Genomic DNA, 20,844 nt, shown 5'->3' on the forward strand with positions numbered 1-20,844 from the left:
AGGGCGGTCAGTCCGCCCGCCGCGCCGGCCGGTCCGCCGTGACCAGGTAGTAGTCGAGGATCCGCTGCTCGTAGGCCCGCAGGAAGTTCCGCGGCCAGGTGCCCGCGGCCCACTCCCGGCCCAGCCACCGGTCCCAGCCGGGCCAGACGTGCCGCCCGATCGACTCGGCGCGCACCCCCGTGAGCCCGGCCGTCGTGAACGCCTCCGTGAGCGCGGTCACCGGCCGCGCGATGTCCAGGCCGTTCGCGTACGTGTCGAGCAGCCCCGCCAGCTCTCCGGGCCGTCCCGGCGCGTCGTCCACGGTGAAGAAGCTCGCCACGGCCACCCGGCCGCCCGGCCGCAGCACCCGCGCCGTCTCGGCCGCGAAGGCCGTGAGATCCGGGAAGTGCTGGGCGGCCTCCACGCTGACGACCGTGCCGAACTCGTCGTCCTCGAACGGCATCCGTTCCGCCGCTCCCCGCACGAACCGCAGTCGCCCCGGCTCTCGGCGCAGCGTGCCGGCGTGCGCGCCGCGCGCCCGTTCCAGCTGCTGCGGGTGGATGTCCATGCCGGTGACGGCGGCCGGTCCGTACTCGCTCAGGGCCAGCGCGCAGCCCATCCCCAGCCCGCAGCCCACTTCCAGGACGTTGAGGTCGCCCAGCGGGCCGGCGGAGTCCAGGACGTGCCGGTAGAGGTCCTCCTGGCTGCGGACGCGTTCCGGGACGCCGAGCGGGACGGCCAGGTCGATGGCGCGCCAGTAGCCGAAGTTGATGAACCCTCCGGCGAAGATCTTCTCCTTGCCGAGATCCGCGGGACCGTACGTCTCCCGCACCACCGACCGCATCGCGGGACCTGACTGCCGAGAACCGTCTGCCACGAAGTGCCACCTCCTGGAACCGCACGCCGCCTTGCCGACGCGTCATGGCCGACATACCCATCCCGAAAATCGCGATGCGTACGGCGGCCCGCCTTGGTACCGTCCCCATCATGATCGCTTGCACTGGCCAGAACTGGTTCCTGAAGCCCCGCGCCGCCGCCTAGCGGCAGGCTGCGACAACATTCGACAGCTTCGCCGCACTCCGGTTCCCCGCCGGTGCGGTGCTCGACGCTGCCCGGCTCCGACGACGCCTCACACCTCGGAGCACGATTCATGAACGACCGAATCCATCACGACCACCGGAACCATCCCATCGAAGATCTGCGTGATCTCCTCCCGTCGGCCGAGCCGACGCTGACGGCCGCCCCCGCCGAACTGACCGAGTGGGTCACCCGTCACGCCTCCCGGCTGGCCGGCCTCGGCCCCGGCGCGGACCCGGGGGCCCCGCTCGACGACCTGGAGCCGCTGCGCGAACTCGTCGGCGACGCCCGCGTGGTCGCCCTCGGCGAGAACTCGCACCAGATCCGCGAGTTCGGCCTGCTGCGCCACCGCGTCCTGCGCTTCCTCGTCGAGGAACTGGGCTTCACCGCCTACGCCATGGAGTACGGCGCCGCCGAGGGCCGTGCCGTGGACGCCTGGGTCCAGGGCGGGCCGGGCGACATCGACGACCTCCTGGCCCCCACAGGAGGCGGCTCCGGGGGCCCCGGCGGCGACGGCAAGCGTGCCAGGCGGCTCGGCCTGCCCGTCGAGTGCCGCGACGCGCTGCGGTGGCTGCGTCGCCACAACGCCGGTGCCGCGCGGCCGGTCCGCTTCGTCGGCTGCGACATCCCGGCGGCGGGGGGTTCGCTCGCGCCCGTACTGGAACCGGTGGCCGCCTACCTGACCGCCGTGGATCCCGGGGCGCTGCGCTTCCTGCGCACCGCGCTGGAGATCTCCGAACCGATCGCGGGCGGCACGGTCATGGTGCCCGCCTACGCCAGGCTCGACCTCGCCCCGGCGGAGCAGGACCGGCTCACCGCCGCGCTCGCCCGGCTGCTGGGCCGGTTCGGGGACCTACGGGAGCTCTACACCGAGCGCGGCGGCCGCGCGGCCTACGAGACCGCGCTGTCGGACGTCCGCGCGGCGGTGACGACCGACATGGCCCAGCGGGCCATGGCCGAGGCGCTCGCGGGCTCGCCCGACGGCCCGGCATTCGCCGCCCGGGAACGCTATCTGGCCGACACGCTGCTCGAGTTCCTGGCGCGGTCGGGGCCCGACGTCCGTGTCGTCCTCGTCGGGCACAACGCGCACATCCAGCGTTCGGCCAACCGGGCCGACGGTCTCCTGGCGGTGACGACCATGGGCCATCTGCTCGCGAGGGCGCTCGGCGCCGACTACGTGCCCGTCGCGCTGACCGGCAACGGCGGTGAGACGGTGGAGAACGTGCCGGACCGGGGCCACCCGCTCGGGATGCGCTGGGGCCGGGCCGCCACCCCGGAGGCCGCGCCGGACAGCGTCGAGGCCCTGTTCGCGGGCGTGCCCGGGGAACCGGCCCTGGTGGACGCGCGGGCCCTGCGGGCGTTCGCGCGCCGCCGCGGGCTGCCGGAGCCTGTTCGTACGCGGCTGGACACCGCGTATTTGGAGATGCCGGTGCTGGAGGCATTCGACGGGATCGTCTGCGTCCCCGGCACCAACCTCAGCGCCGACACCCCGCAGTAGCGGACGGCGGGGCGGGCGGGTACCACCCCCGTGGGCACCCGCCCGCCCGGGAGCGCGCGGCTCACACGGGCACGGCTCACACGGGCGTCGGGAACGCGAAGCGCACGTCCGTCAACCGCTCCGACAGCTCCCACAGCCGACGGCCGGTCTCGGGATCGGCCGCGGCGTCGGACAGCCGCACCCGCGTCGGCGCTCCGCGCAGCTCGGCCGGGCCGTCGGGGCCGATGAACTGACCGCCCGTCACGCCCGGGTCGGTCGCGGCGTGGAGCTGCGGCATCGCGCCACGGGCCGGGGGCTGGGCGAGGAGGGGGTTGCCGATGCGTCCGAACACCACGCGCCACAGACCGACCGGCGCGCTCGTCTGCAGGTTGGTGGCGGTGTAGCCGGGGTGGGCGAGCACGCTGCGCACGGGGCTGCCGGCTTCGGTGAGCCGCCGGTGGAGTTCCCAGCCGAAGACGGCGTTGGCGAACTTCGACTGGTTGTAGAAGCCCATGGGCGAGTAGCGGCGTTCGCCCGTGAGGTCGTCGAAGTACAGGCGTCCCTTGCGGTGGTTGACCGAGCTCACCGTGACCACGCGGGGCGCGTCCCCGGCGCTCAGCAGGTCGAGGAGCAGGCCGGTGAGGGCGAAGTGGCCGAGGTGGTTGCAGGCGAACTGGAGCTCGTGTCCCTGCGCGCTGAGGGTGCGGGGCGGGGCCATCACACCGGCGTTGTTGATGAGGACGTCGAGTTTCGGGTGGTCGGCGCGCATCCGGTCGGCGAAGGCGCGGACGGAGTCCAGGTCGGCGAGGTCGAGGTGGCGCACCTCCAGGCTGGCGCCCGGTCGCGTGGCCTCGATGTCCGCGGCCGCGCGACGGCCCTTGGCCTCGTCGCGTACGGCGAGGACGACGTGCGCGCCCTGGTGGGCGAGGGCCCGGCTGGTGGCCAGGCCGAGGCCGCTGTTGGCTCCGGTGACGACGAACACCCGCCGGGCCCGGCCCGGGGGTTGTTCGGTGGTCGAGTGTTGTAGCCCTGTCATGCGGCACACATTGCCCTTCGTGTCACCGAGTGTCAACCATGAAACTGGATGCCATTGATGGCATGGCGCTACGATGTATCCGTGAGCTCCCGCCCCGAAGTGACCATGGCCCAGCGCAAACGTCAGCTCGTCGCCGACGAGCTGACCGAAGCGGCGCTGCAACTGCTCGCCCTCAAGGGCTTCGACACCGTCACCATCGACGAGATCGCGGCGTCGGCCGGCGTCTCCAAGCGGACGTTCTTCCGGTACTTCGCCTCCAAGGAAGACGTCGTCGTCCAGTTCCTCGCCGGCATGGGAGCGGACATGCGCGCCCAGCTCGCGGAGCGCGCCACCGGGGAGCCGCCCTCAGCGGCGCTGCGGCGTGCCGTCTGGGTCGCCATGGCGGCCTGCGCCGACCACTCGGACCGGGCGCTGCGCGTGGTCCAGCTGATCCTGCGCACCCCCGCCCTCCACGCGCGTTTCCTGGAGCACCAGGCCCGGTGGCGCGACGACCTCGCCGAGGAGCTGACGCACCGCCGGGAGTCCGGCCGCGAGGACGATCTGTACCCGCGCATGGCCGCCGGGATGGCGCTCACCGCCTTCGACGCCGTGCTCCACCGGTGGAGTGACAGCGACGGGGCCGAGGATCCGGCCGGGCTGATCGACCAGGCCTTCGCCGTCATCGCCCCGGCCCTGGACGCCGGCTGAACGCGGCCGTCCGGCTTCCGGCTCCCGACGGCACCGGGACGTACTGCTTGCGGAAGGCGTAGCCGCCCTTACGCTCGTATACGACGTGAGGAGCCTCCCATGAGCACGCCCCGGGACTTGTTGATCACCGCCCTGGAGGTGGCGCCCGGCCACCCCGTGGATCGGGGCGAGATGTCGCTCGCGCTGGCGGGAGCCGAGGTGGTCGACCTGCTGGCCGCCGGGGTCGTCACCCTGGACGACGACCGGATCGTCCCCGGCTTCGGGGCGGCCGTGACCGATCGTCTGCTGGATCAGGCCGCGGCGGCGCTCGTCCGCGAGGCTCCGTACGAGACGGTGAGCGACTGGCTGTGGCGCCGGGGCCGCGAGCTGGCCCCGGCCCATCTGGCCGCCCTGGAGGCGGAAGGAGTGCTCACGCGGCAGCGGAGCCACTGGAAGCCCTTCCAGGGCGGCCGGAGGGTGCTGACGGATTCGCTCGACCGTCGGCTGGCGAAGGAGCGCTGGGAGTCGGACGAGCCGGTCCTCGTCGCCCTCGCGACAGCCGTGGGCATCCGCGAGCAGGAGACCGAGGACGCCCCGGGCGTGCCCGACGAGGCGGTGGAGACCGTCCTCGCGGCGCTCAATGACGCGTTGATCGAGCTGGAGGGCGTCAGGCAACGGCGAGCCATCGAGCAGGCCGCCTTCGACAACATCTGGCGAGGGCAGTAACGGCGGCCTGCCCCCGGCTGGTCAGGGAGTCCCGGTCCCCACCGAGGGAAGGTAGCGCGGTGCCCGCCAGGCGTTCAGCCGGTGCTCCACCGCCGCCCCCAGGGCCAGCAGTCGGGCGTCCTGGTGGTCGCCGGCCGTCAGCAGCACTCCGACGGGCAGCTCGTTCACGAATCCGGCGGGCACCGACAGCGAGGGGTAGCCGGCCACGGCCGCCGGGGTGGAGGACGGGATGACGTCGTTGTCGCCCCGCGCGCAGTCGGTCGTCCAGGCGGGCGGGTTCGTCGGGGCGGCGATGGCGTCCAGCCGGTGGGCGGCCATGGTCTCGTCCACGGAGCGCCGGGACAGGCTCCTCAGCTCGGCACGCTGGGCCCTGTAAGCGGGGTCGGTGGTGGCGGGCGCGGCGAGGGCCTGTTCGAAGAGTTCCTGGCCGGCGAAGCACGTGCGCTCCCCCGGGTGGGTGCGGTTGAACTCGATCAGCGCGGCGAGGTCGCGCGGCCCCTCACGCGTGGCGAGGTAGGCGTTGATCTCCCGGCGGAACTCGCTCAGCAGCGCCGGGAACTCGAGCTCGGCGAGCCGCTGCTGGTACGGCGGCGTCACCTCGACGACCTCGGCTCCCGCGCCGCGCAGCCTTTCCGCCGTGCGGGTCATCAGGGCGTCCACCTCCGGCCCGAGCGAAGGCAGCCGCCACAGGCCGACGCGTTTGCCGCGCAGCCCGCCGGTACGCGTCGCCTCGTCCGGGAGCCCGAGGAGGGCGGCGTCACCACTGAGGACGGCGAGGGTCAGCGCCGCGTCCGTCACGTTGCGGGCCATGGGGCCCGCGGTGTCCTGCTCGGCCGAGATGGGCACCAGGCCCGCCTGGCTGACCAGTCCGAGGCTGGGTTTGTGGCCCACCACCCCGTTCATCCCGGCGGGGCAGACGATGGAGCCGTCGGTCTCGGTGCCAATGGCCACCTGCGCCAGCGAGGCGGCGAGCGCGGCGGCCGAACCGGCGGACGAGCCGCACGGGTTGCGGTCCAGTACGTACGGGTTGTGGGTCTGTCCGCCCACCGCCGACCACCCGGACGTCGGTTTCGCGGCGCGGAAGTTCGCCCACTCGGAGAGGTTGGTCTTGCCGAGGATGACCGCCCCCGCCTCCCGCAGCCTGGTCACCAGGGCGGCGTCGTCGCGCGGCGGACGTCCGGCCAGCGCCAGGGATCCGGCGGTGGTCGGCATGTCGCGGGTGTTCACATTGTCCTTGAGCAGGACGGGGATGCCGTCGAGCGGGCCACGGGTGTCACCCCGCCGGTGTCTGGCGTCGCTGGCGGCCGCCTGTCGGAGAGCATCCGGGTTGGTGCGCAGGACCGCGTTGATCCTGGGGTTGACGGTCTCTATGCGCCGCAGGTAGGCGGCGGTCAGCGCGGACGAGGTCAGCGCGCCCTCCGCCATGCGGGCCTGGAGCTCGGGGATCGTCACCGTGTCGAGGTCGACTCCCGGGAGCGGGGGTGGTTCGGCGGCGTCCGCGCGCGGATACGGCGTGCTTGTCAGGAGGAATCCCGCGACCAGCGCGGCGATCAGAGCGGTGGTGCTCCTTTTCGTCATGGGAGGTAGCCGACTACACGCCGGGATCCCGCCGCAAGGGGGCCGCGATACGGGCTTGAAGCTGCCGCAACGGCAGCTTCTACCGTTCTCGTCAAGGCCGGAGAACGACTCCGGCTCACCGGAAGCGTTCGTGGGGGCGACGGGATGGCCTGGCCGATTGCGGAGATCGCCCGGATGTCGGGGCTGACGGCCCGGACTCTGCGGCACTACGACGAGGTCGGTCTGCTGCGGCCCGCGTGGGTCGGGGCCAACGGCCGCCGTTACTACGAGGAACGCGAGCTGCTGCGTCTCCAGCAGATCCTCGTGCTGCGCGAACTGGGTGTGGGACTGGCCGAGATCGGCCGGATCCTGGCCGAGCAGGTCGACGAGGTGGTGGCCCTGCGCGACCACCACCGCCGGCTGCTCGCCGAGCGCGACCGGCTCGACGCCCTCGCCCGCACCGTCTCCCGCACGATCGCCGATCTGGAACAGTCCAGGAAGGACGGCACACCCATGACCATCAACCGACCGGAGAACCTGTTCGAGGGCCTGGTGCCCTCCCAGTACCAGGAGAGCCTGCGCGACTTTCCCGAGCACGCCGAAGCGGTCGCCCGCCACGTTTCCGGGATGAGCCTGCGCGACATCGAGGCCGGGCAGCGCGAGCGCACCGCGCAGATGATCCGGCTGGCCGAGCTGATGGCCGCCGGCCATCCGGCCGACGCGGAGCCCGTGCAGGCCGAGATCCGCGCCCAGTACCGGACCCTGACCGCACTGCGAGCCGTCTCCACCGACGAATACCGGGCCATGGGGCGCTCCTGCGTGGACACCGGGCCATGGGGCGCTCCTGCGTGGACAACGACGCCTGGCGCACCGCGTACGAGGCCATCGCACCGGGCCTCGCCGCGTACCAGCGGGACGCCGTCGAGGCCCATGCCGACCGGCTGGGCTGAGCCTCGCGTCCCCTGCCTGCCGGGGGGAGTGCGCTCGCGGTGATGCGACGGGCAGGGGACATCATGGTCGACTCCCTGCCGGTGGCGTCGGCTTGAGGGCAGACTGGACGGGAGCGCCAGGGTGCCGCGGCACGGGCCTCCCGTCCAGGGGCCCGTGCTGTCAACTCCTCCGAGGGGAGCCGTACATGAGCGAACACCGTCCCGCCCCATTCGTCTGCTACCCCACGGCGATCCTCGACGTGCTGGCGCGCGCCCCGGACCGGACCGCCCTGGTGGCGGCCGACGGGCGGCGCGTCACCGCCGGCGCGCTGCGCGACAGCACGTACCGGCTGGCGCGGGAGCTGGCCGGGCGGGGCGTCGGCCGTGGCGCGACCGTGTCCCTGCTCACCGGCAACACCCCGGAATCCCTCGTCGCGCGCTACGCGGCGCATCTCGCGGGCGCCCGGGTCGTCCACCTCTACGAGGGCATGGCCCCTTCGGTGCTCGCCCGGATCGCGCGCGTCGTGGACACCACACTGCTGCTCGTCGACGACAGCAGGCACGCGGCTGCCCGGGAGCTGCTGACCGTCGCCGGGCCGGACGGAATCCCCGCCGTGCTCGGCCTGGGCCCCAACCCGTTCGGCGAGGACGTCCTGGCGGCCGCCGCCCTGCGCGCACCAGTGCCGTTCGTCTCGGAGGTCGGGCCCGAGGACGACATGTCCATCGTGTTCACGGGTGGCACCACCGGCATCCCCAAGGGCGTCCGCTCCACTCACGGCCCGTACCGCCAGGGGCTGGAGCACCCGGTCCCCGACGCGGGCGACCCGCCCCGCTACCTCGCCTGCACCCCGCTCGCCCGGCTCTCCGGGCCGCTCACCGACAGCGCCCTGGTGCACGGCGGCCGTGCCGTCCTGCGGCGGGCCTTCGACCCGGGCGACGTCCTCGCGACGATCGAGCGCGAGCGGATCACCCACATGTGGCTCCTGCCGCCGCTGCTGCACCGGCTGCTCGACGACCCCGCCCTGACCAGGACCGATCTGTCGAGCCTGAGCCGGATCACCTACGGCGGCTCCCCCGCCTCGGCCGCCCGTCTGCGCCGGGCCATCGACGTCTTCGGGCCGATCCTCTACGGCTGGTACGGCCAGACGGAGGTCCCCGGCATCGCCGAGGCGCGCCCGCGCGACCACGCGGTGACCGGGCGCGGCGGCCGGATCACCACCGGCCGGCCACTGCCCTGGGTCGAAGTGGCCGTGCGCGACACCGCCGGCCGGACCCTCCCGGCGGGCGAGGAGGGCGAGGTACAGGTGCGGTCCCCGGGGATCATGCCCGGTTACTGGAAGCAGCCCGAGCTGACCGCCGGCGTCCTGCGGGACGGCTGGCTGCGCACCGGGGACATCGGCTATCTCGACGAGGACGGCTATCTGTTCGTCGTCGACCGCCTCAAGGACATCGTCATCGTGGTCGGCGGCCACGTCTACCCCACCGAGCTGGAGGAGCTGCTCCTGGCCCACCCCGCCGTCGCCCGCTGCGCGGTCTTCGGCACCCGGGACGCCGACGCCGCCGAGCACGTCCACGCCGCCGTCGTCCCCGCGCCCGGCCACTCCCCCGGCCTGGACGAGATCCGCGCCTTCGTCACCGCCCGCAAGGGCCCCATGTACGCGCCCGAGGCCCTCCACCTGCTGTCCGACATCCCGCTCACGTCAGCGGGCAAACCCGATAAGGCGCTGCTGCGCGCCACGCTGGGGTGTGACGCCACGGGTCGCCCGGGCCGGGGGAAGCCGCTTCGACTTCCCCCGGCGGCGTGCCTACGTAGGCGTGCCGATGAAGGCGTGTCTACGACGGCGTGCCTACGGGGCCATCTCGTAGGCGCCCGACAGCGCTTCGACACGCTCCCAGACGCGCGCCGAGCGGGCCGCGTCGACGACCGGGCGGCGGACCGCGCCGAGGGCCCACTCCTGCTGCTCCTCGGTGGCGGAGTCCTTGCCGTGCAGCTCGACGGCGTGGGCGGAGTAGTCGCGGACGAGTACGGCGAACAGCTCGTCCAGGACGTCCTCCTCGGTGCCGGTCAGGGCGGCCTGCTCGAGGATCAGCTGCCCGTGGACGACAAGGGCGAAGAGCTGGCCGACGGCCAGGAGCAGGTCGAGGTCGCGGCTCTGCTCCTTGTCGGGGGCGGCGGTGGTCACGAAGGCGCACAGGGCGTCGGCCTGCTCGCGGAAGCGGGCGACGTTCGGCAGGTGCGCGTAGCCGTCGTACGCGGTGCGCCAGTCGTGGAAGCGCACGGCGCTCAGGCCGCGGGCCGGTCCCTGCCGGAAGAGGAAGGCGTCGTCGGCCGCGTCGAGGCGTGTGGGGACGGGCGCGTACTCGGCCGGGTTCAGCAGGTGGTTGCCCATGAACTTGAGGATCAGCGCGAGGTTGACGTGGACCGTGCCCTCCAGCTTCGGCAGGCCGCGGATCTCGCTCGCGGCCTGGGCGAAGTAGGTGTCCTTCTCGAAGCCCTTGGCGGCGATCACGTCCCACATGAGGTCGATGACCTTCTCGCCCTCGGTCGTCACCTTCATCTTCGTCATGGGGTTGAAGAGCAGGTAGCGGCGGTCGTCGGGGCCGGCGGTGCGGAAGTAGTCGACGGCGCGGTCGCTGAAGAGCTTCATGCCGACGAGGCGGACGTAGGCGTCGGTCAGCTCGCGGCGCACGTGCGGGAAGGCGGTGACGGGACGGCCGTAGAGGACGCGGTTGTGGGCGTGGGTGACGGCCTCGTACATCGCGTGCTCGCAGATGCCGATGGAGGCGGTGCACAGGTTGAACTTGCCGACGTTGACGGTGTTGAGGGCGGCGTCGAAGGCGGCCTGCCCGGTGTGCAGGACGTCGGCGGCGGCGACGGGGTAGTTCTCCAGGCGGAACTCGCTGACGTACTTCGAGGAGTCGACCACGTTCTTGACGAGGTGGTACGCCTCGTGGCGGCTGTCGGCGGCGAAGAAGACGTAGCCCTCGGGGCCCTCGACGTCGGTGCGGCGGCCGAAGACGGAGACGAGGCCGGCGGCGTTGCCGTTGCCGATGTAGTACTTGGACCCGGTGGCCCGGAAGCCACCCTCGCCGTCGGGCTCCAGCAGCATGTCGGTCGAGTAGATGTCGGCGCCGTGGGTCTTCTCCGACAGGCCGAAGGCGAACACCTCGCCCTGCTCGAGCAGTTCGGCGGCACGGTCGCGGGCGGCGGCGTTGTCGCTCTGCCAGACCGGGCCGAGGCCGAGGATGGTGACCTGCCAGGCGTACCAGTAGTCGAGCCCGTAGAAGCCGAATATCTCGTTGAGGGCGGCGATACGGGCGGTGTCCCAGCGCTTGTCCGCGCTGTCGCCGGCGGCCGCGGCGGGGGTGAGGAAGGTCGCGAACAGGCCCTCCTTGGTGGAGAAGGCGAGGAAGTCGGACAGCCAGGCGCGGGAGCGGTAGTCCTCGATCAGCTTGCGCTTGCCGCGCGTCTCGAACCAGTCGACGGTGGCGCGCAGCAGCCTGCGGGTCTCGGGGTCGAAGTGCGCGGGGTCGTAGGTGCGCGGGTTGAAGAGAAGCGGGTCGGCCATGGCTGGTCGCCTTTCCGGCTGGGGTCGGGGGTGATGGACGGTGTGGGGTGCGCTGTCGGTGGGGGCGCTGACGGTGGGCGTGGCGTGCGGTCCTACGGGCCGGGGCGCTCGGCGGGCCGTGCCGCCTGGATGCGGCGGAGGGTGGCGAGCACGTCCTCCAGCCAGGCGAGCGTCATCCGCTCGTAGGCGATGCCGCCGCGCAGCACGACGTGCTGCAGCTCCTGCATGTCGTCCAGGTGCGCGGAGGCGTCGGGCCCGGTGAAATCGCGCGACTCCCCCGCGAGGTAGTGCGCCAGGCGTTCGGAGTGCAGCTGGTGGTAGCGCTCGACCTGGCGGATCAGGGCGGCCGGGTCGTCGAAGGCGGCACCCCGGATCTTCACCGCGAGGTCATGCCGGACGCTCTCGGGCTCGATGGGCTCATGGAGCCAGTCGGAGAGAGCGGCTTGCCCGGCAGCGGCGACCGAATAATGCTTCTTGTCCGGCTTGCCCTGCTGCGACACCTCGTGGACGTCGACCCAGCCATCCCCCTCCATCCGTTTGAGGACGCGGTAGATCTGCTGGTGGGTGGCGGTCCAGAAGTAGCCGATGGACCGGTCGAAGCGCCGGGCCAGCTCATAGCCGGAGCCCGGCTTCTCCAGCAGAGAGACGAGGATCGCGTGCTCGAGCGCCATACGCGGGATCCTCTATGCAACTCGTTTCATAGGCAAGTGGCCCGAGCACGGTGAGACACGGCTCACGCCCCCACGGCCTACGCCCCTCGCGCCAGGTACACCTGCTACCCGGCGTTGACCGCCTGCCCGGCCGGACGGGACGCCGGCTTGGTGACCGCGTCCGCTATGCGCAGCACCATTTCCATCTGGGAGGTGTCCCGGTGCGTGGGCGTCCAGGAGTACGCCACCCTCCGCTGGAGGTCCCGCGTCGCCACCACCGCCGAGTTGTACCCGTACCTCTCCCCCGTCTTGCCCCACAGCGTCACACCGTTCACCGTCACCGTCTGGAGGCCCATGCTGTAGGACGCCGGGGAGCCGTCCAACAACCGCACGTCGGCGCCCGGCAGCGTGAACATCTTGTCGAGCGTCGCCTTGGGCAGCAGCTTGCCGGGGGTGAACAGGGCCGTGATGAAGCGGTCCAGGTCGCCCGTCGTGGAGATCAGCTCGCCCTCGCCCCAGGCCTCGGACTGGTCGAACTCCGTGGCGTCCTTCAGCGTGCCGTCCGACATCGCCAGGTATCCGTGGACGTGCGGGCCGTGGATCTTCGGGTCATCACCCGGGAAGGAGGTGTGACGCAGACCCAGCGGACGCAGGACGCGCTCGCCTATCGCCTTGGCGTACGGCTTGCCCGTCGTCTTCTCGATGAGCATGGCCGCCAGGACGTAGTTCATGCCCCGGTACTCCTGCTTCGTGCCGGGCGTGAACTTCATGGGGCCGTCGGGCAGGGTGGCCACGATCCGCTTGGGCGTCCACCGGTCGTAGCGGTGTTCGAGGATCGCCTCCGGGGTGTCCCTCTTCGGGATGCCCGCGTGGCTCTCGTCCGGCAGGCCGCTGGTGTGGTTGAGGAGCTGCGAGACCTTGATGGGCGCGTAGCTCTTGGGGAGCAGGCCCGGCAGGTAGTCCTGGATCGGCTTGTCCAGGTCGATCCGGCCTTCCGCCGACAGCTGGAGCACCACCGTCGCGACGAAGACCTTCGTGATGCTGCCCGCCCGGAAGGTGTCGTCCGCCCGGACGGGCGCGCCCGTCCTGATGTCCGCCACGCCCGCCGTGCCGTACCACTGGCCGGCCCTGCCGCCGACTCTCAGCTGTGCGGCCGTGGCCTGCGGGTGGTCCAGGTCGGAGATGGCCGCGCGCAGGGCCGCCGTGTCGAGCGGCGGGACGACGGACGTCGCCGGCTCGGCCGCCGTGGAGAGGGCGGAGTGCGGCGTGGCCGCGAACGCGGCGGGGGTGGTGGCACCGGCTAGGAGAGCGGCGGACAGTGCGGCGCCCATGAGGGCCCGACGGGAGAGAAGGCTCGAAGTCATGAAGATCATGATTCCGGCGCCGGGCCCGGCCCGGCATCCGGTAACGCCCCTGAGCCACCCCTGACGCACCCCTGATCAAGGACCAGGGGCAATCAGCTCGAGTGCCGGACCGGCGTCGTAGAGCGCAGCGTCGTAGAGCGCAGCGTCGCGGTGGCGATGTCCAGGAAGTCCGGTACGGGGCCGGTGCGGCTGTCCTCCGGTACCGCGAGGCACGTCTCGACGGGCGGGGCGTCGGTGACCGTCAGGTAGACGAGGCGGGGCGAGAACCCGACGACGAGCCGCTGCTCGCCCCGATGGGCCTCGCGCACGCGCCGCAGCGCCACGTCCACCACCGTGGTGATCCTTGACGCCTCGTCATACAACTGTTTCCCCGCCGATGTCAGCTCGACGCTGCGCGTAGACCGCGTGAACAACGGACCCTGGGCCCCGGGCTCGCCGCCGAGCTCCTCCGTCGTGACTGGGACGTCATCGACACGGTCCGCGGCAGCCGGCGCACCGGCCTCCACGACCTGGCCGAAGCGTCGGGAGGGCGGCTGACCGTCGAGTCGCTGGAGATGACCGAGCCGGAGCAGGTCTCGGCGCTGCGCGACCGGCTGGCGCGGCGCACGCTCGACCTGCTCTTCGTCAACGCCGCCATCACACGCGGCGACCTCCCGATCGGTGAGGTCCCGACGGACATCTTCACCGAAGTCATGATCACCAACGCGCTCGGCCCGATGCGCGTCGTGGAGTCCCTCGGCCCGCTGGTCGCGCCGACCGGGACCATCGGCGTCATGTCCTCCGACCAGGGAAGCGTCTCCCTGAACACCGAGGGCGGACAGGACCTTTACCGGGCCAGCAAATCCGCGCTGAACCAGTTGATGCGCTGCTATGCCGCCCGCCACGTCGAGGACACGCGGACGCTGCTGCTCATGGACCCCGGCTGGGTCCGCACCGAACTCGGCGGGCCCGACGCCGATCTCAGCGTGGAGGAGAGCGTTCCGGGGGTGGCGGAGACGATCGAGCGCCAGCAGGGGAAGCCCGGCCTCCACTTCCTTGATCACAAGGGGCAGGTCGTGCCCTGGTAGCACCTCAGTCGACGCAAGGAATGCCGCCTTCCTTCACCGACTCGCCCGCGAAGCCGCCGCCCCGCGACGGAGAAGGGGACGGGACCGAGGGCGGAGAGGAGGGTGGGGACGAGGACGGGGACGGGGACGAGACCGACCCGCCGATCCTCTCCCGCACGAGGGCTCGGATCTTGTCCTGGTCGACGAGTTCCACCTCCTCGTTGTTGCGGGTGGCGGGCCCTTCCGTCGGCAAGGTGTTGAACTCGACGTTGCCGCCGGTGAGGTTGCCGGCCTGCCGGGCGAAGTCGATCACGTTCAGTTTGCTGTCGACGACCAGGTCCTTCTTCACGACCCCGAACAGACCCCGCAGCTTGCCCAGGTCGTCGAAGACGCCCTGGGCCTTGAGCTTGTGGGTGACGGAGGAGAGGAACGCCTGCTGCCGGTGGGTCCGGTCCAGGTCGCCGCCGTCCAGCCCGTGCCGCTGGCGGACGAAGGCCAGCGCCTGCTTGGGGTCCAGCTCCTGGAGGCCGGCGGGGAAGTCGGCGCCGGAATAACGGTCGCGCACCGGGTGCTTCAGGCACACCTGGATCGGCTGGAGCACCTTGGCGATGTCGTAGAAGCCCAGCAGGTTGACCTCGGCGAAGTGGTCGATCGGCACCCCGAGGAACTTCTGCACGGTGGCCAGGGTCGCCTCCCGGCCCGACTCCCTGCTCCCCGCCTCCAGATCACTGCCGCGTACGCCCTCCCGGTAGAGCCGCTCCCGGGCACCGGTGTAGGCGTTGGAGTACGCCTCCTTGATCTTGAAGTGTCCCTGGGACGAGCCGTCGCCGTTGAAGGTCTGGACGTAGTCGTCCCGGGGGATGGAGAACGCCTGGACCTTTCCGCCGTCGGCGGGGATGTGCATCAGGATCAGGGTGTTGGTGTTGTAGTAGCCGATGTCGCTCGACCCCGCGTGGAGCTGGTCCTGGACGAATTCCTTCGGCAGGTCGTCGCCATTCATGTCCTTGCGGGAGTCGAGGCCTATGAGCAGCAGGTTGACGGAGTCGTCGAGGTGCCTCGGCGCGTTCCGCCCGACTCTGTCGAGGGCGTCGGAGGTGTGGAGACCGCCTGTGATCCAGCGGTACGCGGCCCAGGAGACCCCGCTGGTCGCCAGGACGGCGGCGGAGGCGAGGCCGGCGACGATCCGCCCCGCGACGACCGCGCGGGGCGTACGTCCGCCGCCCCGGTGCCGGGCAGATCGTCGACGGCCTCGCCTCCGCCCACCGACCCCGTCGACGCCGTGCCGCGCGTTGGCACCCTGCTCTTCACGCACCGTTCCTCCTCGTGCTCCGCCGGGACCGGATCCATCGCGCTGCCAGCACGGCAAGGAGGGCGGCCTCGGCCGCCGCCATCGCCGGGAAGGCGTCGACGGACCAGTGCACGGCCGAGGTCGCGAGCCCCTTGCCGTGGCCGCCCACCGCCCCGCCGGTCAGCCCCTCGGCGACCGCCGTGATCGGCGCCACCACCAGTGGCGGGGCGTACGCCACCCACCAGGCGCCCGCCCGCGAGCAGGTCACGGCCCCCAGAATCGCGGCGACGACCGCTGCCACCACGAAGGCCGGGCCGGGCGCGGAACCGGTCAGTCCGTCCACGGCGATCCCGGCCACCGGCAGCGCGAGGGCGGTGAGGGTGACAGTCAGAGGCCTTCTGCGGGACCGCGCCCGCGATCCGCCGCGTCTCCTGCCGTGCTGGGCGACCGCCGCACGGCCCCGAGGGGTCGGCACCCGCCGCGTCGTCCGTATGCGGGGGCGTGGCGGATCGGCCCTTTGACCTGCCGTCGGCATTCCGGATTGCATAGTTGCGCAATATAGCAAGTGTTGGTGCCGCCGAAGCGGACGGGTCCTGCCGCCCGCGTCAGACGTGCCGGGCGCACGGCCGCGGCTTCTTCAGAGCGGCCCCTTCAAGCAGGTGTGGACCGGGCCGGCGGGAACGCCTGTCGCATGCGCGCGAGGAGAGCCTTGGCCGCCGGGGCGGCGGGGCCGTCCGCCGGCCAGGCGAGGGCGACCCGGCCACGGAGCGCCGGATCGGTGACGGCGAGGGTGCGCAGGCCCAGCGCGGCGGCCTCCTCGGGCGGCAGCTCGGGGAGGACGGCCACCCCGAGGCCACGGGCGGCGAGCCGGGCCAGCAGCTTCGGCGCGGCGCCCTCGAAGGCGATGCGGGGCTCGAACCCGGCCTGCTCACAGGCGTGTTCGAGCACCGCGCGCAGGCCCGTCCCGCGCGGCAGGCTGATCAGTGAACGGTCGGCGAGCGCCCTCAGCGGGAGCGCGGCGCGACCGGCGGACGCGAGCAGCGGATCGTCCGGGGCCATGGCAGCGACCAGCGGCGTGTCGACGACGACCTGGAGGTCGACGCCCGGCAGGGGGCCCTGGCCGGCGAGGCCGACGACGGCGAGGTCGAGTTCGCCGAGGCGCAGGCCCGCGAGCATCCGCTCGGACGTGTCCTCGGTGAGCGCTATCTCGACCTGCGGGTGGTCCTCGTGGAAGTCGGCCAGCACGGAGGCCACTTCGAATCCGTCGGCGACCGCGCCCGAGACGAGCCCGATGGTGACCTGTCCCCGCATGAGCCCGGTGAACTCGTCCACCGTCTGCCGCAGTCCCTCGACGGCCGCGAGCGCCGCCCGCGCGTAGGGAAGGACCGCCTCGCCCACGGCGGTCGTGGTCACGGTGCCGCCGGTGCGGTCCAGCAGGGTCTGTCCGAGCTCTCGTTCCAGCTGCCGGATCTGAGCGCTCACTCCCGGCTGGGCGAGGTGGAGGCGGGCGGCGGCGCGGGTGAAGTTGGCCTCCTCGACGACGGTGAGGAAGTACTTCAGCTGGCGGAGCTCCATAAGCGGGGATTCTAGCGGCGAGAAGTACCCGCTCTTGGACTTCTGACCGGGGGCTCGCACAGGCTGGTGGTCATGACGAGCGTGACGATGGATGTCCGTACGGCGATAGCGTCGGAACGGCGTGAACTCGCCGATGTCCTCGACGGTCTGACCGAGGATCAGTGGAACGCGCCCTCGCTGTGCGCGGGGTGGCGGGTGCGGGAGGTCGCCGCCCATATGAGCCAGGGTTTCCGGTACTCGTTCGGCAGGACGGCGCTGGAACTCGTCCGGTCGGGCGGCGGTCTCCACAGGATGACGGACCGCCTCGCGCGCCGCGACGCCGCCGCCCTGTCCCGGCGCGAGATCGCCCAGGCGCTGCGGGACAACGCCCATCACCCCTGGACGCCTCCGGTGGGCGGGCCGCCGGCGGCGCTCGGGCACGACGTGGTCCATGGCCTGGACATCACCGTGCCCCTCGGCCTCGGCCGCCAAGTTCCCGAGGAGCGTCTGCGGATCGTGTTCCGGACCGTCCAGCCGAGCACGCTCCGGTTCTTCAAGGCGAAGCTCGAAGGCGTCGAACTGCGCGCCACCGACCTGGAGTGGTCGTACGGCTCGGGCAGGACGCTGACGGGACCCGCTCAGGAGCTCCTGCTGCTCGCGTACGGGCGCGAACTCCCGGCAGGTCGGTAACAGACCGTCACATCGACTCGCCTCGCAGCGGGTTGGGGACCCTCCAGGAAGGGTGGGTGAATGCCGTAAAGGTGACGCATCACATTTAACCCGTCACCCTTCCACCGGTCGGCAGTTAACTCGAAGTGAAAGTACGCCGGTCATACGTGCGCCGGCGTCGACTGGAGGGGAATCCTGTGAGCATCATCCAGCGGGTCGCCGCGGCCGCCACGCTCGTCGTCACCACCATGGGTGTCGGCTGCGGAACCGCCTCGGCCGCTTCGGCAGCTTCGGGGCACGGCGAGGGTTACACGAACATCTACTGCAACAACCCGTACAACGCCAGCCTGGTCGACGCCTCCGGCGGCACGGCGGTGGTGCGGCAGGCGCAGGACCTCCTGGGTGTCGGCGTGGGCGGTGACGGGACGGGCGGCTCCGGCGCCGGCGGCACGGGCTCGGGCGGCAACGCCTCCAGCGGTGACGCCAGCGGCGGTTCGGCGGGGGCCGGCGGTGGCGGCAGCGTCTTCGGCGGCGGCAGCCCGGACGCCTCGGGCGGCAGCGGCACCAGCGGCCCGGCCTCGGGCGGTCCCGGCACGGGCGGCGTCGGCGCCGGAGGCCCGGGCAGCGGCGGCTCCGGCTCGACCAACGGCGCCCAGCACCAGGGGGCGACGGCCAACGGCGGCAAGGGCGGCACGGCGGACCTCTCCAACGTGCAGCAGGCCAACCACAACCGTTGCGGGCAGACCTCGGAGTCCCAGGTCAGCAACACGGTCGACAGGAGCACCACGATCGACAACAGCACGTCGATCGACAAGTCCGTCAGGACGAACAACCAGCGCTACGACCGCGTCGGCCGCCACCCGCAGCACTGAGGCAACGCGCTGAAGCATCGCGCTGGGGCAACGCGCTGAGACGCGGCTGACGGGTCGACAGCGCTCCCCCGGGGGGTGTTCCGCCGTGACGAACACGGCGGAACACCCCCGCCTTCGTGGTCAGGCCGCGTCGACCCGCCACCACTGCTGGGACTGGAAGTTCTTGGCCCACAACTGCGCCTGGGCGCCGTTGCCGGGCACGTTGGTGTCCCGGTCCAGGACGGTGTTGCCACCGTTGTAGAACAGGTCGTTGTAGAGCGCGAGGTCGTTCCGGAAGCCGAACCAGCGTTGTTGTGCGGTTCCGTTGCACTGCCACAGCTGCACCCTGGTGCCGTTGCGGCCGCCGCCGTTGGTGTCGGCGTCGAGGCACATGCCCCGGAACCGGACGCTCTCCAGCGCCCCGTTGTCCCAGGAGATCCACGCCTGCTGGCCACTGCCGTTGCACGCCCAGACCTGCACCTTGGTGCCGTTGCCGCCCGCGTTGGCGTCCGCGTCGAGGCACTGGCCGGGAGTCCGCCCGTAAAGGCTGGCGATCCTGACGACCCCGGCCTGGACCCGTGCCCCGAGAGTGAGGGCGCCTTGATGGGCTCTCTGGAGCGAGGTCGCGGCGGCGGTGCCGGTGTCCGCCGGTCGTGTGTCGCGAGGTGCGGCCGTGGCCGTGGCGAGGCCTGTTCCGGTGAGCAGCGTCGTCGTCAGCGTGAGACCGATCACCGCGTGGCGAGGTGACATGGACGATCCCCTTCCTGATTCCGTCACGATTCCTGATTCCGTCACAGTTCCTGGTTCCGGCACGAGCGCGCGTCATGTCGTGGTCATGACTAGCCGCGCGGGCGGCGGCCGTCCATACGCAGAACCGGCCACCCGCGGAACCCGGCCGCCCCTAGCGCCCCGCCCGCAGCGTCGCCGCGCCCGCCAGAGCCGCGGCGGCGGCGAGGGTGAGGACGGGGAGCGGCGGCAGGACCGAGCCCGCGCCACGGCCGTCGCCCAGTTCGAGGGTGAGGGTGACGACGGCGATACCGAGGGCGGTGCCCAGGGCCCGGGCCGTGTTGACCATGCCGCCACCCGTGCCGGACAGCTCTCGCGGCACGGCCCGCATCAGGGTCTCGTTGTTGGACGGGGTGAACAGGCCGAGGCCCAGACCCAGCACGGCGAGCCAGCAGATCAGCCACCGGTCCACGGGGGTGGCGAACGCCAGTCCCAGCAGCCCCGCCATGGACAGCGCGGCCCCGGTCAGAGCGCGGCGCCGGCCGTCCCACCGCCGGGGAAGCAGGTGTTCCTGGAGGTTGGAGGCGAGCGCGAACGCGGCGGGCAGCGCGCCCAGCAGCAGGCCGGCCCGCATCTCGCTCTCCCCGTGCCGCGTCAGCACCAGGGGGACGAGCACCAGCGGCCCGAACAGGACGAGGTACCCGGCCAGGGCCCCCACGAGCCCCCACCCGACCCGCCGGTCCCCCAGCAGCGACAGCGGCACCAAGGGTTCGGGGGCGCGTGCCTCGCGCCGGGCGAAACCCCGGAACGCCGCCGCCGACACCGCGAGCAGCACCACGCCGGACCAGCCCGGCAGCGGCGTGCCGGAGAACACCGAGACCCCGCCCAGCAGCGCGGCCGACGCCACCGCGAGCCAGACCGTCCCCCGCAGATCGAAGCGGGCGCCGCCGGCCCTTTCGACGGTACGGGGCAGCAGGTAGCGGCCGAGCAGCGTCGCCAGGACGCCGACCGGCACGTTGATCCAGAACACCCAGCGCCAGCCCACCGTCGACACCAGCACCCCGCCCAGCGTCGGCCCGACCGCCAGGCCCAGCGCCTGTCCGCCCGCCTGCATGCCCAGCGCGGTGCGCAGCTTCTCGCGCGGGGCGACCAGGCTGACCAGGGCCACGCTGTTGCCCGCGAGCATGGCCGCTCCCAGCGCCTGTACGCCGCGGAAGCACACCAGGGTCGTCAGGTCGGGGGCCAGGGAGCAGGCGGCGGAGGAGAGCGCGAACAGGCCGAAGCCGTGGAGGTAGACCAGCTTGCGGCCCAGCACGTCCGACACGTGGCCGACCGCGACCAGCACCGCCGCCGTGACCAGCATGTACACCAGTGACACCCACTGGACGGCGGCCAGTCGCTCGCCGAACTCCCGCTCCAGGCTCGGGTAGGTGAGGGTGACGATGCTCGCGTCCAGCTGGCTCATAAAGCCGCCGAAACAGACCGTCAATACCGCCAACTGCCAGGAGACGGGCGACTCCCGCACCCATCGCGGCCGCGCGCGCTCACGCGGTATCCGCGTCCTCCACCCCGTGGGCCGGTCGTCCATGGAGAACACTGTCGGCGCGGGCCGGCGAGGACGGACAGCCGGGCGCACCCGTGGGCGCCGGGTTCACCGGATCGGCGCAGATACCGGTGTCG

The 20,844-nt window shown here is 72.2% G+C and carries 18 protein-coding genes and 2 pseudogenes; 8 read left to right on the plus strand and 12 right to left on the minus strand.

Annotated features, from left to right (window positions below; translation table 11 throughout):
• Nucleotides 1-7: 7 nt before the first annotated feature.
• Nucleotides 8-856 (minus strand): class I SAM-dependent methyltransferase, encoded by an 849-nt coding sequence (locus EKH77_RS00705; RefSeq protein ID WP_240667152.1) that lies wholly within the window; start codon nucleotides 854-856, stop codon nucleotides 8-10.
• Between the two features lie 273 nt (nucleotides 857-1,129).
• On the opposite strand from EKH77_RS00705, the gene EKH77_RS00710 reads away from it, so the two are divergent.
• The gene (locus tag EKH77_RS00710; RefSeq protein WP_126912499.1) at nucleotides 1,130-2,554 is read left to right on the plus strand and encodes an erythromycin esterase family protein; all 1,425 of its coding nucleotides are present in this window, start codon (nucleotides 1,130-1,132) and stop codon (nucleotides 2,552-2,554) included.
• A gap of 76 nt (nucleotides 2,555-2,630) precedes the next feature.
• Here the strand turns inward: EKH77_RS00710 and EKH77_RS00715 are convergent, their stop codons facing one another.
• The gene (locus tag EKH77_RS00715) at nucleotides 2,631-3,569 is read right to left on the minus strand and encodes an oxidoreductase (RefSeq protein WP_126912500.1); all 939 of its coding nucleotides are present in this window, start codon (nucleotides 3,567-3,569) and stop codon (nucleotides 2,631-2,633) included.
• Between the two features lie 57 nt (nucleotides 3,570-3,626).
• Between EKH77_RS00715 and EKH77_RS00720 the strand changes: the two genes are divergently transcribed.
• Together EKH77_RS00720 and EKH77_RS00725 are read left to right on the plus strand one after the other, a co-directional pair.
• Entirely contained in the window at nucleotides 3,627-4,256 is a 630-nt protein-coding gene (locus EKH77_RS00720; RefSeq protein WP_126912501.1) for a TetR family transcriptional regulator, read from the plus strand.
• Between the two features lie 99 nt (nucleotides 4,257-4,355).
• Complete coding sequence (locus EKH77_RS00725) at nucleotides 4,356-4,961, plus strand: GOLPH3/VPS74 family protein (RefSeq protein ID WP_126912502.1); 606 nt, start codon at nucleotides 4,356-4,358, stop codon at nucleotides 4,959-4,961.
• Between the two features lie 21 nt (nucleotides 4,962-4,982).
• Here EKH77_RS00725 and EKH77_RS00730 read toward each other — a convergent pair whose 3' ends face one another.
• Entirely contained in the window at nucleotides 4,983-6,539 is a 1,557-nt protein-coding gene (locus EKH77_RS00730) for an amidase (protein ID WP_126912503.1), read from the minus strand.
• Nucleotides 6,540-6,683: 144 nt separating this feature from the next.
• On the opposite strand from EKH77_RS00730, the pseudogene EKH77_RS00735 reads away from it, so the two are divergent.
• A pseudogene (locus tag EKH77_RS00735) lies at nucleotides 6,684-7,468 on the plus strand (MerR family transcriptional regulator).
• A gap of 185 nt (nucleotides 7,469-7,653) precedes the next feature.
• Nucleotides 7,654-9,147: pseudogene (locus EKH77_RS00740) on the plus strand (AMP-binding protein); the annotation flags it as partial.
• 147 nt (nucleotides 9,148-9,294) lie between these two features.
• Here the strand turns inward: EKH77_RS00740 and EKH77_RS00745 are convergent.
• From EKH77_RS00745 to EKH77_RS00760, 4 genes are all read right to left on the minus strand, one after another.
• Complete coding sequence (locus tag EKH77_RS00745; RefSeq protein ID WP_126912504.1) at nucleotides 9,295-11,016, minus strand: acyl-CoA dehydrogenase family protein; 1,722 nt, start codon at nucleotides 11,014-11,016, stop codon at nucleotides 9,295-9,297.
• Nucleotides 11,017-11,108: 92 nt separating this feature from the next.
• Nucleotides 11,109-11,687 carry a PadR family transcriptional regulator gene (locus tag EKH77_RS00750; RefSeq protein WP_126912505.1) on the minus strand — a complete coding sequence of 193 codons (579 nt, stop codon included), beginning with the start codon at nucleotides 11,685-11,687 and terminating at the stop codon, nucleotides 11,109-11,111.
• A 104-nt stretch (nucleotides 11,688-11,791) separates the two neighbouring features.
• The gene (locus EKH77_RS00755) at nucleotides 11,792-13,030 is read right to left on the minus strand and encodes a serine hydrolase domain-containing protein (protein ID WP_126912506.1); all 1,239 of its coding nucleotides are present in this window, start codon (nucleotides 13,028-13,030) and stop codon (nucleotides 11,792-11,794) included.
• Between the two features lie 92 nt (nucleotides 13,031-13,122).
• Complete coding sequence (locus EKH77_RS00760) at nucleotides 13,123-13,362, minus strand: hypothetical protein (protein WP_240667153.1); 240 nt, start codon at nucleotides 13,360-13,362, stop codon at nucleotides 13,123-13,125.
• A 30-nt stretch (nucleotides 13,363-13,392) separates the two neighbouring features.
• Between EKH77_RS00760 and EKH77_RS00765 the strand changes: the two genes are divergently transcribed.
• A complete protein-coding gene (locus tag EKH77_RS00765; protein WP_126912507.1) occupies nucleotides 13,393-14,097 on the plus strand; it encodes an SDR family oxidoreductase in 705 nt (234 codons plus the stop codon).
• Nucleotides 14,098-14,101: 4 nt separating this feature from the next.
• Here EKH77_RS00765 and EKH77_RS00770 read toward each other — a convergent pair whose 3' ends face one another.
• The 3 genes from EKH77_RS00770 to EKH77_RS00780 form a co-directional block, all read right to left on the minus strand.
• Entirely contained in the window at nucleotides 14,102-15,388 is a 1,287-nt protein-coding gene (locus EKH77_RS00770; protein WP_206279784.1) for an LCP family protein, read from the minus strand.
• Nucleotides 15,381-15,839, minus strand: coding sequence for a DUF6542 domain-containing protein (locus tag EKH77_RS00775; protein ID WP_126912508.1), 459 nt, complete (start codon nucleotides 15,837-15,839; stop codon nucleotides 15,381-15,383). Before EKH77_RS00775 ends, EKH77_RS00770 begins: the two co-directional genes overlap by 8 nt.
• Before the next feature lie 176 nt (nucleotides 15,840-16,015).
• Nucleotides 16,016-16,939, minus strand: a complete 924-nt coding sequence (locus EKH77_RS00780; RefSeq protein WP_126912509.1) for a LysR family transcriptional regulator — start codon at nucleotides 16,937-16,939, stop codon at nucleotides 16,016-16,018.
• Nucleotides 16,940-17,011: 72 nt separating this feature from the next.
• Between EKH77_RS00780 and EKH77_RS00785 the strand changes: the two genes are divergently transcribed.
• Together EKH77_RS00785 and EKH77_RS00790 are read left to right on the plus strand one after the other, a co-directional pair.
• Nucleotides 17,012-17,608 carry a maleylpyruvate isomerase family mycothiol-dependent enzyme gene (locus tag EKH77_RS00785; protein WP_240667154.1) on the plus strand — a complete coding sequence of 199 codons (597 nt, stop codon included), beginning with the start codon at nucleotides 17,012-17,014 and terminating at the stop codon, nucleotides 17,606-17,608.
• Nucleotides 17,609-17,784: 176 nt separating this feature from the next.
• On the plus strand, nucleotides 17,785-18,459 hold the full coding sequence (locus tag EKH77_RS00790) for a hypothetical protein (RefSeq protein ID WP_126912510.1): 675 nt from the start codon (nucleotides 17,785-17,787) through the stop codon (nucleotides 18,457-18,459).
• Nucleotides 18,460-18,579: 120 nt separating this feature from the next.
• Here the strand turns inward: EKH77_RS00790 and EKH77_RS00795 are convergent, their stop codons facing one another.
• On the minus strand, nucleotides 18,580-19,188 hold the full coding sequence (locus EKH77_RS00795) for an RICIN domain-containing protein (RefSeq protein WP_126912511.1): 609 nt from the start codon (nucleotides 19,186-19,188) through the stop codon (nucleotides 18,580-18,582).
• A 151-nt stretch (nucleotides 19,189-19,339) separates the two neighbouring features.
• A complete protein-coding gene (locus EKH77_RS00800; RefSeq protein WP_126912512.1) occupies nucleotides 19,340-20,752 on the minus strand; it encodes an MFS transporter in 1,413 nt (470 codons plus the stop codon).
• Nucleotides 20,753-20,844 lie beyond the last annotated feature (92 nt).

The organism is Streptomyces luteoverticillatus, assembly GCF_003970715.1.
Classification (GTDB): Bacteria; Actinomycetota; Actinomycetes; order Streptomycetales; family Streptomycetaceae; genus Streptomyces; species Streptomyces abikoensis.

What these genes read in the sequence shown, in the direction of transcription:
- EKH77_RS00710 (WP_126912499.1), top strand. Translation starts at nt 1,130, where the DNA reads ATGAACGACCGAATCCATCACGACCACCGGAACCATCCCATCGAAGAT.
- EKH77_RS00715 (WP_126912500.1), bottom strand. Translation starts at nt 3,569, where the DNA reads ATGACAGGGCTACAACACTCGACCACCGAACAACCCCCGGGCCGGGCC.
- EKH77_RS00720 (WP_126912501.1), top strand. Translation starts at nt 3,627, where the DNA reads ATGGCATGGCGCTACGATGTATCCGTGAGCTCCCGCCCCGAAGTGACC.
- EKH77_RS00725 (WP_126912502.1), top strand. Translation starts at nt 4,356, where the DNA reads ATGAGCACGCCCCGGGACTTGTTGATCACCGCCCTGGAGGTGGCGCCC.
- EKH77_RS00730 (WP_126912503.1), bottom strand. Translation starts at nt 6,539, where the DNA reads ATGACGAAAAGGAGCACCACCGCTCTGATCGCCGCGCTGGTCGCGGGA.
- EKH77_RS00745 (WP_126912504.1), bottom strand. Translation starts at nt 11,016, where the DNA reads ATGGCCGACCCGCTTCTCTTCAACCCGCGCACCTACGACCCCGCGCAC.
- EKH77_RS00750 (WP_126912505.1), bottom strand. Translation starts at nt 11,687, where the DNA reads ATGGCGCTCGAGCACGCGATCCTCGTCTCTCTGCTGGAGAAGCCGGGC.
- EKH77_RS00755 (WP_126912506.1), bottom strand. Translation starts at nt 13,030, where the DNA reads ATGACTTCGAGCCTTCTCTCCCGTCGGGCCCTCATGGGCGCCGCACTG.
- EKH77_RS00780 (WP_126912509.1), bottom strand. Translation starts at nt 16,939, where the DNA reads ATGGAGCTCCGCCAGCTGAAGTACTTCCTCACCGTCGTCGAGGAGGCC.
- EKH77_RS00785 (WP_240667154.1), top strand. Translation starts at nt 17,012, where the DNA reads ATGACGAGCGTGACGATGGATGTCCGTACGGCGATAGCGTCGGAACGG.
- EKH77_RS00795 (WP_126912511.1), bottom strand. Translation starts at nt 19,188, where the DNA reads ATGTCACCTCGCCACGCGGTGATCGGTCTCACGCTGACGACGACGCTG.
- EKH77_RS00800 (WP_126912512.1), bottom strand. Translation starts at nt 20,752, where the DNA reads ATGGACGACCGGCCCACGGGGTGGAGGACGCGGATACCGCGTGAGCGC.